12 protein-coding genes are annotated in these 11,966 nt (G+C 57.8%); 5 read left to right on the top strand and 7 right to left on the bottom strand.

Features of this window, described 5'->3' with window-relative positions:
- The first annotated feature begins 175 nt into the window (after positions 1 to 175).
- Positions 176 to 604, top strand: coding sequence for a hypothetical protein (locus tag ACVWZJ_RS13840; RefSeq protein WP_457396434.1), 429 nt, complete (start codon positions 176 to 178; stop codon positions 602 to 604).
- A 69-nt stretch (positions 605 to 673) separates the two neighbouring features.
- Here ACVWZJ_RS13840 and ispG read toward each other — a convergent pair whose 3' ends face one another.
- From ispG to ACVWZJ_RS13825, 3 genes are read right to left on the bottom strand one after another with little or no spacing between them, the layout of a single operon-like run.
- On the bottom strand, positions 674 to 1,903 hold the full coding sequence (gene ispG / locus ACVWZJ_RS13835; protein WP_011431793.1) for a (E)-4-hydroxy-3-methylbut-2-enyl-diphosphate synthase: 1,230 nt from the start codon (positions 1,901 to 1,903) through the stop codon (positions 674 to 676).
- A gap of 49 nt (positions 1,904 to 1,952) precedes the next feature.
- Positions 1,953 to 2,774: an MOSC domain-containing protein gene (locus tag ACVWZJ_RS13830; protein ID WP_457396432.1), complete on the bottom strand. Its 822-nt coding sequence runs from the start codon at positions 2,772 to 2,774 to the stop codon at positions 1,953 to 1,955.
- Between the two features lie 30 nt (positions 2,775 to 2,804).
- A complete protein-coding gene (locus ACVWZJ_RS13825) occupies positions 2,805 to 3,320 on the bottom strand; it encodes a bifunctional nuclease family protein (protein WP_011431791.1) in 516 nt (171 codons plus the stop codon).
- Between ACVWZJ_RS13825 and ACVWZJ_RS13820 the strand changes: the two genes are divergently transcribed.
- Positions 3,319 to 4,167 carry a cobalt-precorrin-6A reductase gene (locus ACVWZJ_RS13820; RefSeq protein WP_457396430.1) on the top strand — a complete coding sequence of 283 codons (849 nt, stop codon included), beginning with the start codon at positions 3,319 to 3,321 and terminating at the stop codon, positions 4,165 to 4,167. The two genes, ACVWZJ_RS13825 and ACVWZJ_RS13820, sit on opposite strands and share 2 nt — an antisense overlap.
- A 25-nt stretch (positions 4,168 to 4,192) precedes the next feature.
- On the opposite strand, the gene ACVWZJ_RS13815 is transcribed toward ACVWZJ_RS13820, so the two are convergent.
- The gene (locus ACVWZJ_RS13815) at positions 4,193 to 4,549 is read right to left on the bottom strand and encodes a single-stranded DNA-binding protein (RefSeq protein ID WP_414328679.1); all 357 of its coding nucleotides are present in this window, start codon (positions 4,547 to 4,549) and stop codon (positions 4,193 to 4,195) included.
- Positions 4,550 to 4,885: 336 nt separating this feature from the next.
- On the opposite strand from ACVWZJ_RS13815, the gene ACVWZJ_RS13810 reads away from it, so the two are divergent.
- Both ACVWZJ_RS13810 and scpB read left to right on the top strand, forming a co-directional pair.
- Complete coding sequence (locus ACVWZJ_RS13810; protein ID WP_457396428.1) at positions 4,886 to 7,042, top strand: NAD(P)H-quinone oxidoreductase subunit 5; 2,157 nt, start codon at positions 4,886 to 4,888, stop codon at positions 7,040 to 7,042.
- A gap of 171 nt (positions 7,043 to 7,213) precedes the next feature.
- Positions 7,214 to 7,711, top strand: coding sequence for an SMC-Scp complex subunit ScpB (gene scpB / locus ACVWZJ_RS13805; RefSeq protein ID WP_457396426.1), 498 nt, complete (start codon positions 7,214 to 7,216; stop codon positions 7,709 to 7,711).
- A 184-nt stretch (positions 7,712 to 7,895) separates the two neighbouring features.
- Here the strand turns inward: scpB and ACVWZJ_RS13800 are convergent, their stop codons facing one another.
- Entirely contained in the window at positions 7,896 to 8,546 is a 651-nt protein-coding gene (locus ACVWZJ_RS13800; RefSeq protein WP_011431785.1) for a peroxiredoxin, read from the bottom strand.
- 292 nt (positions 8,547 to 8,838) lie between these two features.
- Between ACVWZJ_RS13800 and ACVWZJ_RS13795 the strand changes: the two genes are divergently transcribed.
- Positions 8,839 to 9,894 carry a hypothetical protein gene (locus ACVWZJ_RS13795; protein ID WP_457396424.1) on the top strand — a complete coding sequence of 352 codons (1,056 nt, stop codon included), beginning with the start codon at positions 8,839 to 8,841 and terminating at the stop codon, positions 9,892 to 9,894.
- Between the two features lie 79 nt (positions 9,895 to 9,973).
- Here the strand turns inward: ACVWZJ_RS13795 and ACVWZJ_RS13790 are convergent, their stop codons facing one another.
- Together ACVWZJ_RS13790 and ACVWZJ_RS13785 are read right to left on the bottom strand one after the other, a co-directional pair.
- Positions 9,974 to 10,852 carry an alpha/beta hydrolase gene (locus tag ACVWZJ_RS13790; RefSeq protein WP_457396421.1) on the bottom strand — a complete coding sequence of 293 codons (879 nt, stop codon included), beginning with the start codon at positions 10,850 to 10,852 and terminating at the stop codon, positions 9,974 to 9,976.
- Positions 10,853 to 11,083: 231 nt separating this feature from the next.
- Entirely contained in the window at positions 11,084 to 11,671 is a 588-nt protein-coding gene (locus ACVWZJ_RS13785) for a CPBP family intramembrane glutamic endopeptidase (protein WP_457396419.1), read from the bottom strand.
- Positions 11,672 to 11,966: the final 295 nt, after the last annotated feature.

Raw genomic sequence — 11,966 nt, 5'->3', positions numbered from 1 at the left:
AAACAGAAAGATCAACTGGTAGTAATCCGTACTGAACATATTATACATTATTTTCAGTATAGTTGAGCTTATTATTGACTAGAGTCATGCTCCAAGGATCCTCACAATGCCACACTCCATCTGCAACGGGCCAGACCCTATCTTAAAATGAGGCAGGGGCGCTTTGCCGCCGGGCTTGTCTGCTGCCAGTCCTTGCGCACTTGCCACTTCCATGCCGACAGGATCCCATCTCTCCCCAACCGGCCAGACCATCAGACAGCAGGTGGCCCAGTTGGACGAGGGATCCCGTCGCGACAAGGCTTGGCTGGGGGATGCGGTGTTGAGCTTGTTTGCCCGGCAGTGGCTGCTTGGGCCACCTCAAGACTGGCAAGTGCCTTCCCCGCCCAGTTGTGACTTGAATCGCGCAGAACTCTTCACTTGGCTGACCTCCAATCAATTTTTGTCGGCCTTCAGGGATCCCACGCAGGTTGAGGCGGAAATCGGCCTGGTTTACGAAAAAGAAGGTCTACAAGCAGCGTTTGAATATATCCAGGCGCACCTGCTGCCTCTGTTTGTAAGGCAGGTGAACAACCGCGCCAAAGCCCTGCGTGGCAAACGCCACTAGCCAGTTTCTGAGCGAAGCAAGAGCGCGGCAGGATGGCTGGGCAGGTCGCCTCTTGAGGGGGAAGCAGAGTTAATGGGAAGAAGGGGGATCCACCCAGCGCCCATCGGCTTTGATCAAATCGATCAGCGCCTGCACGCCTTCCGATTCCGGCACCCTTTTCACTTCTTCTTTGCCGCGGTAGAGGGAGATCACCCCCGGCGTCTTACCCACATAGCCGTAGTCGGCGTCGGCCATCTCTCCCGGCCCATTGACAATGCAGCCCATCACGGCAATGTCCAACCCCACCAGATGCTGAGTTGCAGCACGCACCTTCTGCAGCACTTCCTCCAAATTGAACAGGGTGCGGCCACAGGAAGGGCAGGCCACATACTCCACCATGGTTTTGCGCAGGTTCAGAGCTTGCAAAATGCCGTAGGCCACCGGGATCTCCTTTTCCGGCGCTTCCGTAAGAGAAACCCGAATCGTGTCGCCGATCCCTTCAGCCAAGAGGGTTCCGATCCCCACCGCCGACTTGATGCGCCCATATTCTCCATCGCCCGCCTCGGTGACACCTAAGTGGAAGGGGTAATTCAGGCCCAGGGCATCGAAGCGACGGGCTGCCAGCCGGTAGGCCGCCAACATGACCTGCGGGCGGGAGGCCTTGAAGGAAAGCACCACATTGTGAAAGTCTTGCTCGGCGCAGATTTGGGCAAATTCCAGGGCCGACTCCACCATGCCCTCAGGCGTATCCCCGTAGGTGAAGAGCATCCGCTCTGCCAGGGATCCATGATTTACCCCGATGCGCAGGGCTTTGTTCTGGGCTTTGAGGGTCTGGACAAGGGGGGTGAAGGTTTCCCGGATTTTGTTACGAATGGCCTCAAATTCCGCCTGGGTATATTCTGTGCGACCGGGCTGAGGTTTTTCAAAGACGAACAACCCTGGATTGATGCGCACCTTGTCCACGTATTTGGCCACCTCCAGGGCGATCTTGATGCCGTTGTGATGGACATCGGCTACCAAAGGCACCGGCTTGTAGGTTTGGATCAGCTTCTCCCGAATTGCCTCCATCGCCTTGGCATGGGCCATGCTGGGAACGGTAACCCGCACAATCTCTGAGCCCGCCTCGTGCAGACGGCGGATCCCGGCCACTGCCGCGTCGACGTCGAGGGTGTCCTCGTTAATCATGGACTGTACCACCACCGGGTGCTGGCTGCCGATCAACACATCGGCTACGGCCACCGTACGGGTGGGGCGACGGGGATAGACCGGTTCTGGGTAGGGCTGCTGGGTGGGGGCGTTGGGCCGATCCAGGGTTTGCATAGCTTGGTCAAGCCAAAAGAGCTGCTCTAGCTTGATTGTAGGTCGGAAACTAACCTGGGATTCGACTCAGCTCAGGGTAGAGGCTGAGGGGTTCAACCCCGAGGATTTCGACGGGATCCCCAACCCTCAGGTGCTTGCCCGTCTCCGTTCTCGGGATCCACGTATTGATCCCAAGGCGATAGAAATGGTCAAAGCGGCTGGCTTCGGCCCAGGGTGGCAAGGTTTTCTGCCGTTGCGCTACGAAGTGCTTTTGAAAACCGGGATAGGCCTCTCCGCTCAGGGGATCCCGGGTGGGCACCACACAGCGGGCGCAGGGGTTGAGGCCCAGCAGCTCCACTTCCCCAATGCGAAAGCGCACCCCTTGATCTGCCTGGGCAAAGAGCCGATCCTCCCAAAAGGGCAGACATTCCGACAGCTCGATATTCATGCGAAAGCGTTGCCGCATCTCTTCGGGGGTGAGGCCGGGGAACCAATTGGCCACTGTCTCGAGAGTGGCTATGCTGATCAGGGTGGGGCCGTTGGCATAGGGATCATCCGGAAACCCCCTGAGAGGCTCCTCCAGCAGTTGCACCGGAAAACCGAACCAATCGCTGAGCCAAGTCTGCAAAGCATCCCGCTGCTGCTGCAGGTCAAACTGAGCCGCCTTGCCCTCCCCCCACAACTGCACCTGGCCCAACTGGGGATCAAACCGGGCCCGCAGGCGGTGGACCGCAGCATGGCGCTTGCCGTTCACCCGCTTTCCCTCCGCATCCAAGAGGGCGTAGCGGCGATCCCCTTCCAAAGTTCCCCCCGCCGTCAGCCTCACCTCAGACAGAGGGATCCCATCCAGGGACTTGATGGGATAGACCGTTAACCTGGCAACCTGGGGCATGGCCTGTCTGCCGGGCTCCGCCTGAATTGCTTAACTGTCGGCTTCGGTGGGATGGTCGGTCATGGGGTAGCTGCGGATAAAGTCTCTGGGGGTTACATTTTCTACAAACTTGCGAAAGGCCTCCCGCTCCGCCTCGTCGGCATCCTGGTTCATGGGGATCGAGGCTTCCGCAATGACCTCTTCCACCGTCCAGATGGGAACATGGGCCCGCAGAGCGAGGGCAATGGCGTCGCTGGGGCGGCAGTCGATCTCTTGTTTTTTGTCACCATTCACGGTGACGAGCACCGCGTAGAAGGTGTTATCCAGCAACGCGTGAATGATGACTCGCTCCAGCTTGATCCCCCACGTCTTCCAGGAGTTGAGGATGAGATCATGGGTCATGGGGCGCAGTGGCTTTTGGTCGTCCAGCGCCTGCAAAATGGCGTTGGCCTCTGCTTTTCCCACCCAAATGGGCAGGGCACGACGCTCACTGCCATCGCGCAGGATGACAATGGGGTTTTGGTTGACGGCATCGACCGCAATCCCAGCCACATGCATCTCGATCATGAGCAATTGCCTCCAGCCGGTGATCTTGATCGTATCTACGGGCGTCAAAGTTTGGCAACACACCATGAGCTCAGTTGGTAGTCCAGTTGAAGTGGCTTTGATCGGGGGCACTAGCGAGAGCCGCAGCTTGGCCGACGCCCTCAGCCGCCAAGGGATCCCTTGGGTGGCAACCGTCACCACCGAAGGGGCCAGAAGACTGTATCAGGATTTGCCCGGTCAGGTGGTGGTCACCCGATTTTCGCCGCCATCTCTGGAACAATTCCTGCAAGAGTGCCGGATCCGCGTAGTGGTGGATGCCTCTCATCCTTTTGCCCAGCAAATCTCGCAACTGGCCATCCAGGTGACGGCTCAACTGAGGATCCCCTACCTGCGCTACGAACGCCCTCCTCTGGAGCTGGATCCCTGGGTCCAGGTGGTGCCGGACTGGCAGGGGGTGCTCACAGAGGCGGTGCTGGCGGGGCGGCGGGTGCTGCTGACGGTGGGAGTGAAGGCCCTGCCCCTGTTTGTACCTTGGCAAGATCGCTGCCAACTGTGGGCACGGGTGCTGCCGGAATCGGTTCCCCAAGCGGTGCAAGCCGGGATCCCTGCCGAGCGGGTGATCGGGATGCGCTTGCCCCTCAGCTTTGAGCAAGAACTGCAGCTTTGGCAGCGGTTCAGCCCTCAGGTGGTGATCAGCAAAGCTTCTGGGGAAGCAGGTGGGCTGGGGATCAAACAGGCAGTGGCCAAAACCCTGGGGATCCCTCTGTGGGTGATCCGGCGACCCCCGTTGGACTATCCCTGGTGCAGCCAGGATTTGACAGCAGTGGTGCAGGCCTGTAGGCGATGCTTGGGCAGAGCCAAACCTTGAGGTTGCCCGGCTCCGGCCAGACAAGTCAAAACGGCTCTTCGGGGGGCAGGTTGGAGTCGCGGTCTTGACGGGATCCCAGCAATTCCAGCCGATCCACAGCGATGATGGGCCTCTGGCGCTCTTCTCCGGTGGATTTGTCTTTCCAGCGATCAAACTTCAGGCTGCCCGTTACTCCGATAAGACTGCCTTTGCGCACATACTCTCCCGCCACCTCGGCAGTGCGGCCCCACAACTCTAGGCTGAACCAATCGGGCTTGTCTTCTCCTTTGCGGAATCGGTTCACCGCCAGGCTGAAGGTACACACCACCCTGCCCGACTCAAAGTAGCGCACCTCCGGATCCATGCCGGCTCGCCCCACCAGGGTCACCAGGTTCAAGCTCATGGGTAGTTTCTCCAGACCGCCAGTAGATCTAGCCTTCGTTGTAGCGCTCGCAAGGGATCCCTGTCATCTTTTGGCCTGCGACCGTCGGCTTCGGCTCAGAGCCGATTCTTTAGGATATCTACAGATTCAACTGCGGGGATCCCGATTGATCTCTGGGAAAAGCCTCTGCTGTGATGGACTTGATGCTCGGGATCCGGATCCGCACTCTGTCGCAAAAGTTTACAATGGCAGAAGCAGTTGAGCAAATGCCAGCCCACCAGACACTCCCACCGGCCAATTGCAGGGCTAGCAGAGCAGGTTCGTTGCTGTGAGAGGACGCATTCGGAAGCATTTCCCATGGAATTCATCTACACATACGCCTGGTTGATCCCCGTCTATCCTTTGGTGGCGGCCTTTCTCCTCGGCTTAGGCATCCTGATGTTCAACGCCTGGACAAGGGCCAACCGCTCTTTGGCTGCCTTTTTGAGCGTGTTCGCGACCGGGACGGCGATGGTTCATGCCTTTGCCCTTTTGGTCAGCCAGGTGCAAGGGCACGAAACCGTCCTCAGAACCATCACCTGGGCCCAGGCGGGATCCTTCTCGGTGGACATGGGCTTTGTCGTGGATCACCTGAGCGCCATGATGCTGGTGGTGGTGACCACGGTGGCCTTTCTGGTGCAGATCTACTCCGATGGCTACATGGCCCACGATCCCGGCTATGTGCGTTTCTACGCCTACCTGAGCTTATTTAGCTCCTCGATGCTGGGCTTGGTGGTCAGCCCCAACCTGGTGCAGATCTATATCTTCTGGGAGCTGGTGGGGATGTGCTCCTACCTGCTCATCGGCTTTTGGCACGACCGGCAGGCAGCGGCAGAAGCAGCACAAAAGGCGTTTGTGGTCAACCGGGTGGGAGATTTCGGCCTGCTGTTGGGCATTTTGGGCTTTTACTGGATTTCCGGCACCTTCGCGTTCAACGAGATCGGGCGCAATCTGCAGGAGATGTTGGCTGCCGGAGCGGTGAGCAGCAGCTTAATTGCCCTGTTTGCGGTGTTGGTGTTCTTGGGGCCGGTGGCCAAGTCCGCTCAGTTCCCCCTGCATGTGTGGTTGCCGGATGCCATGGAGGGCCCCACGCCCATTTCCGCTCTCATCCACGCAGCCACGATGGTGGCGGCTGGGGTATTCCTCTTGGCCCGCATGTTCCCGGTGCTGGAAGGGATCCCGGTGGCCATGGACATCATCGCCTGGACGGGGGCGGGCACAGCCTTCTTGGGGGCCACCATTGCCATCACCCAAAACGACATCAAAAAAGGCTTGGCCTACTCCACCATTTCCCAGCTGGGCTACATGGTCATGGCCATGGGGTGCGGCGCCTATGGGGCGGGCCTGTTTCACCTGATGACCCACGCCTACTTTAAGGCGATGCTCTTTTTGTGCTCTGGCTCAGTTATCCACGGCATGGAAGCGGTGGTCGGCCATGACCCGGTTTTGGCCCAAGACATGCGCCTGATGGGGGGGTTGCGCAAATACATGCCGGTTACGGCCATCACGTTTTTGATCGGCACGTTGGCCATTTGTGGGATCCCGCCCTTCGCCGGCTTTTGGTCTAAAGACGGGATCTTGGGCGCTGTTTTCGAACGGAACCCAGCTTTGTGGGGGGTGGGCTTCCTCACCGCCGGGATCACTGCCTTCTACATGTTCCGCATCTATTTCCTCACCTTTGAAGGGGAGTTTCGCGGCACCAACCTGAGACTGCGGCAGGAGGTGGCTGTCAGCGCGGGTCGTCCTGTGCCGGCTTTTGCCTATGTTTTCGCGGGGAAACAGCCGGCCTTTGGCCCTGGAGCCATGAACATTCAAGAAAAACCCCAGCCCAGCAGCCATCCTGAAGCCCACGAAAACCTGCACGACGGAGATGCCCATGCCTCAGAGCCCCATGAGTCCCCTTGGTCGATGACCTTCCCGCTGTTGGCTCTGGCCGTCCCTTCTGTGCTGATTGGCCTGGTGGGTACCCCTTTTGCCAACTTCTTTGAAGCTTTCATCCACCCACCGACTGAGTCTGTGGCAGAGGCAGGCTCGATTTTACCGCTGGTGGCAGCAGAGTGGCAGGAGGTGCTGGCGGGCCATTTCGATTGGGCAGAGTTTCTGATCATGGCGGGTAGTTCCGTGGGCATTGGGCTGATCGGCATCACTTTGGCCAGCTTGATCTACTGGCAAAAGCGCATCGACCCGGGCACCTTCCCCCAAAGCCTGCAGCCGCTCTACTACTTCTCCCTCAACAAGTGGTACATTGACGACCTCTATGAGCGAGTCTTTGTGCAGGGCACCCGCTTCGTGGCACGGGAGGCGCTGGAGGTGGACAGCCGCATTGTGGATGGTGTGGTCAACCTGACGGGCTTGGTGACCATGGTGAGCGGCGAGGCGATGAAATACCTGGAGAGCGGCAAGGCCCAGTTTTACGCTTTGATTATCTTTGCAGCGGTGGTGGTGATGGTGGTGGCATCAGGGGTAGGGTTCTAGCTCGAAGGCGAGGATGGATCCGGCCCGCTTGGCCAAGGGATCCCTCAGCCTAGAACTGCTGCTATGCTACGGAGCAAGTTGAGCGGATCCCTTGTTGCAATGGCCCCGCGTTCTCTTAAGTCGACTTCGCATCCCTTGTTGGCGGAAAGGCAAGGTCAGAGGGAGCGTGTCTTGGCCCTGAAAAATCAGATCGAAGCGATCCTCTACTTAAAAGGCCAGCCCCTGGAGCTATCCGCCCTGGCCCAGTTGGCCCATTGCAGTCGCGACGAAGCCTACGATGCGCTGCTGGAATTAATGGAAGACTATGCCCATCGCGATTCTGCCCTGGAAGTCCTACAGGTGGGGGAAGGGTTTGCCCTGCAGTTGCGGGAGCCGTTTTTGGAGCTGGCCAACCAGCTTTTACCCCCTGAAATTGGGGTGGGTGCTACCCGTACCCTGGCTACAATCATTCTGCGTGGCCCGCTCTCGCAGGCGGAGTTGGTGGAGTTGCGCGGCCAAGGTGCTTATCAGCACGTGGCAGAGCTGGTAGAAAAAGGCTTCGTTACCCGCTATCGCAAAGAAGGCAGCCGTTCCCCCTGGTTGCGGGTGACCGATAAGTTTCATCGCTACTTCATGGTAGATGAGCTGGCCAAAAAAGCAACAGAGGCGGCTTCTTTCCCCGAAGAATAAACTTTGAAGAATAAACTTTCCCCAACTGCAAAATGAGGGATCCCTAACTCCTCTCTCCCAAAGGGAAAGTGTCTCAATCTGGCTTGAAATAAAAAAGGATCCCCTGGTCGGGGATCCAAATCGAGGGGAGCGCAGCTTCGGCAGAGAAGGGATCAGCCGAAAGTAGGTTCGATTGCTGAGACTTCTACTTGTTGGGCTGAGGGGCGACCCGCAAATAGGGCTTAATTTCCTTGTAGCCTTTTGGGAACTTCTCTTTCAGCACTTCCGGATCTTTCAGCGAAGGCGGAATGATGACATCGTCACCGTCTTTCCAGTCGGCAGGGGTGACGACATTGTACTTATCCGTCAGCTGTAGGGCATCGATCACCCGTAGGAGCTCGTCGAAGTTGCGGCCCGTGCTGGCTGGGTAGGTGAGAATGAGGCGGATCTTCTTATTGGGATCAATAACGAACACCGAGCGCACCGTCAGGGGCAGCCCTTCTTGATTGAGGTTGGTTTGATCCAACATGCCGTAGAGCTGAGAGACCTTGCGGTCTGCATCTGCCAAAATGGGATAGGTCAAAGTGGCGTTCTGGGTTTCCTCGATGTCTTTTACCCAGCCGACGTGGGAGTCCACATCGTCCACACTGAGGGCGATCACCTTCACACCCCGCTTTTCAAATTCGGGCATCAGCTTGGCAACGGTGCCCAGCTCTGTGGTGCAGACCGGCGTGTAGTCGGCGGGGTGAGAGAACAACACCACCCAGCTATCCCCGGCCCAAGAGTAGAAATCGATTTCGCCGTGGGTAGACTTTTGCGTGAAATTGGGAGCAGTATCGCCAAGTCGGAGAGACATACGCTCTTGATCCTCCGTAAAAGGGTTCAATCCGGTGAGACAGGGATCCGGATCCTTCGACCCGATCCCTCCCGATCTTGCCACATAACTCCACTTTTCCGAGCGGATTGCAGGTGATTTTAAGATTCTTGCTGGCGGGAGGGAGTGCTCCTCCTCTTCCCTGACGCCTTGCGCCCAGGCAGAACGTAAACAATTGCTGCGCGGATCTTAACGTTCCTTAAGTTCTTTGCTGCAGCGGTAGCCCCCTAGAAGTATGCTAGGTAAAACTAGATCCTCTGACGTAAGGTAGGCCATGGAAGAATTGAGGCAAGACGCAGAAACCGTTACACCTTGCAGCTTAGCCACCCTGTGGGCGCAAAAATATGTAGACAAGCTACGGGCACAGGCTGCCTTGGGCGAGCTGCCAGGCGCCCCTCTAGCTGACAAGGTGAAGGGATCTTTGCGCTTTGCCAGCTCCCAGGCCTGGGCGAAGACGGAGCGGCTCTTGGCTGCTGAAATACCGAGGCAGCGGCTGGATCCGGACTTGATTGATCCCTGGCAAATTGCAGAGGATTCCCAGGAGTTATTTGAAAAGGCAGCAGCAAGTTGTGGGGAGGGCCTCTCACCAGCCCGCTTTTCGGTAAAGATCGCGCCATCTTGTGGCCAGCTGCGGGCTCGCTACAGCAAGCCGGATCCGCGGGTACTTGGCTTTTTAAGCATGCAATTTCACTACACGGGGCAAATGGTCCTGCAGGCTCTGCTGCCCCAGGAGCGGGGTCTCTTCCACCCCTACCTGAAGGTCATGGATGACCACCTGTACATGCCTTTGCAGAGGATGTACGAGGCCGCTGCCGCCCAGGCAGGCGATCACTTTTCTGCGCCTTTGGCTGCTATTCAAGAGCTCTTGCCCCTGGTTACCAGCGTGGCAGAGTCCATTTGTGCCGAGGTAGCCCAACGTTTTCCGGACTATCACTGCGAAAGCGGTCCCTTGACAGATCTGAACGTGCGGATTTCCAGCATCCGCGATGTGGAGATGTTTCAGGTGTACTTGGGCCTCTGTGCCCTAGAAGGCAGCATGGCGGCTATCCAGCAGGAGCTGTTTCCCCTCTGTGTGATGCTCTACCCCCCTTTGAAAGTGAGCTGGGAGCTGGTACGGCAGATGCTCAAGCTCTTGGATAAGGTTCTGAGGTCTGGTCTCAGCCAGGCCAGCTATGCCGTCCTGCTGCCCTACCTCCAGGCAGTGCAGGGTATGTTCTCGCTGGAGGTTTTTCCTGAAAATGACCCCATCTGGAGCCATCATCCCAATGTGATGCGCTTTATGGAGACGGCGCAGAATCTGTTGCAAGAATTGCTGGCTCAAAAAGCTTAAAGGCCAGTTAACGCCACCATTCCTATTCCCGCTCGCGACCTCCCAGTTACGCAAGGAAGGGAACATTGGCAGTTGCTGCTCAGCCTGCCTGCAGCTTGGGATCCACCAGCTCGGCTACGAATTGGTGCAGGATGGTGACATAGCGCTCTCCGGCCACTTCCAGCAAATTGTTGTGACCGGCCCCTTCGATAGGCACCAAGCGTTTGGGATCCCGTGCTGCTTGGTAAAGGGCTTCAGCATGCCAGAAGGGGATTAGACGATCCTGGGTACCGTGCAAAATTAGCAGCGGGCAATCGATCTTGGCAATGCGGCTGAGGTTATCGAAGCGATCGAAGGGCAGCAGCGGGATGCGGGTTAAGACGCGAAAGGCTGTGACGAAGGTGGATTCCAGGATCACGCCCCCCACCGGCTTTTGGGCTGCCAAATAAACCGATGGCCCACCCCCCACCGAGCGCCCATAAACCAAAATCTGCTCCGGCAGGATCCCTTGGGCAACTAGGTAAGTGTAAGCGGCCTCGATATCTTTGTAAGCGCCGGCCTCGGAAGGGATCCCTTCGCTGGTGCCGTAACCGCGGTAGTCGTAGGCCAAGACGGCAAACCCAGCCTGCTGCAGGTGCACCAAGCGGGGCAGGATATCCCCCAAGTCTTCAGCGTTGCCATGGCTATAGAGGAGGGTATAAGCAGCAGCCGGATTGGGCAGATATACCGCTGAAATCTGCAGCCCATCAGAGGTCGTGAGCTTGAGAATGGCGTCCCCATCTCGATAGCTGGCGGGACGAGGCAAAAAGATCATTCGCTCCGATTGAAACCAGCCCAGCCAGAGCAGGTAGCCGTACACCACCAGCCCGACGAGCAGCAAAGATCGCCCCACGCGCAGCCACGAGAAGGATCCCAAAACTGGAAATTGCAAGAGGTCTCGGATTGGCATTGACGAGAAGGCATCGACAAATACGGTCATTTCAATTCAAACCAGGACAATGCGCTCACACCCAAAACGTTGGTCGCGTCGTCGTGTCAGCATTGCGGAGCAATAATACATGCGACCAAAGGCTTTTCTCAATAGCCTAGGTATCTCACCCTAACCTGAAGCGACCATAAGTTACGGTCACCTCAATTTGGGGGACTTCCCTGAGGTTCTGCGCTGCTTACCGACCACCCTCAACTTCTTTCCCACACGGGGAGAGGGCCTTCAGGGCTCCGCTTGAGAGAAAAAGCATTTCCAGGCACAAACCCCAATCCAGTTGACAAGGGTGTGGGCGACAATGGTGACCAACAGGTTTCCCGACAGCCACAAGCCAATCCCCATGAGGATACCAACCCCGCTGGCCCAGACGGCATAGGGCCAGCCCTGCCATCCCAACCAATGCAAGGCGCCAAACAAGAGGCCGCTCAGCAGGATCCCGCCTGTCCACCCTAAGGGGCTGGCCACCAGAGCTGACAGCAGCACACCGCGAAACAGCCATTCCTCGCTCCAGCCCGGCAGCAGGCCCACCCAAAGGATATCTCCCCACTGCAAGGGATCCGCCACCCAGTGTAAGTAGGCAGTGGCTGCCCGACGATAAGCCGGCCAGAACCGGTAAACCCCGCCGCTGAGCAGAGCCACCCCTAGCCCCAGCCCCGTTCCCCACGCCAAGGCCAGGGGATCCCAGCGAAACGGCACGGGAAAGGAGGATCCCAGCCAGATCCAGAGACCCACAATGAGAGCCGAAAACAGGGTGGTGATGCCCATTCCATTCAAGATCTGTTCGCGTGTGCAGGGCTGAATCTGGGAAGTCATGGAGGGGATCCCTAGGCTTCGAACTCCGGAGGGTTAACAGCAGCTGCTGTTTTTATCATCGTTTATCTCAGCGGTCCTAGGTTCACGGCAGGTTGACAGCAGCTACAGAGCGTCCCTCAAAACTGCCTCAGCTTGTAAGCCAGCATGGATATGAGCCTTGAGTGTGACCAAAGGGACTCAATCGCCCCCTTGCTCTGTCTTGTAAACTACCCGGCTCCGACCGCTAAGCGGTACGGAGCGGGCTTTCAGTAGCCCTGAGCCTGCTCTGCTCTACCAGAGAACAAAACAGGCCCGA

It is taken from the genome of Thermostichus sp. OS-CIW-29 (assembly GCF_054058195.1).
The sequence above is the reverse complement of the archived record's forward strand: the minus strand, read 5'-3'. Positions and strand labels throughout refer to the sequence as shown.

What these genes read in the sequence shown, in the direction of transcription:
- ispG (WP_011431793.1), bottom strand. Translation starts at nt 1,903, where the DNA reads ATGCAAACCCTGGATCGGCCCAACGCCCCCACCCAGCAGCCCTACCCA.
- ACVWZJ_RS13830 (WP_457396432.1), bottom strand. Translation starts at nt 2,774, where the DNA reads ATGCCCCAGGTTGCCAGGTTAACGGTCTATCCCATCAAGTCCCTGGAT.
- ACVWZJ_RS13820 (WP_457396430.1), top strand. Translation starts at nt 3,319, where the DNA reads ATGAGCAATTGCCTCCAGCCGGTGATCTTGATCGTATCTACGGGCGTC.
- ACVWZJ_RS13825 (WP_011431791.1), bottom strand. Translation starts at nt 3,320, where the DNA reads ATGATCGAGATGCATGTGGCTGGGATTGCGGTCGATGCCGTCAACCAA.
- ACVWZJ_RS13815 (WP_414328679.1), bottom strand. Translation starts at nt 4,549, where the DNA reads ATGAGCTTGAACCTGGTGACCCTGGTGGGGCGAGCCGGCATGGATCCG.
- ACVWZJ_RS13810 (WP_457396428.1), top strand. Translation starts at nt 4,886, where the DNA reads ATGGAATTCATCTACACATACGCCTGGTTGATCCCCGTCTATCCTTTG.
- ACVWZJ_RS13800 (WP_011431785.1), bottom strand. Translation starts at nt 8,546, where the DNA reads ATGTCTCTCCGACTTGGCGATACTGCTCCCAATTTCACGCAAAAGTCT.
- ACVWZJ_RS13795 (WP_457396424.1), top strand. Translation starts at nt 8,839, where the DNA reads ATGGAAGAATTGAGGCAAGACGCAGAAACCGTTACACCTTGCAGCTTA.
- ACVWZJ_RS13790 (WP_457396421.1), bottom strand. Translation starts at nt 10,852, where the DNA reads ATGACCGTATTTGTCGATGCCTTCTCGTCAATGCCAATCCGAGACCTC.
- ACVWZJ_RS13785 (WP_457396419.1), bottom strand. Translation starts at nt 11,671, where the DNA reads ATGACTTCCCAGATTCAGCCCTGCACACGCGAACAGATCTTGAATGGA.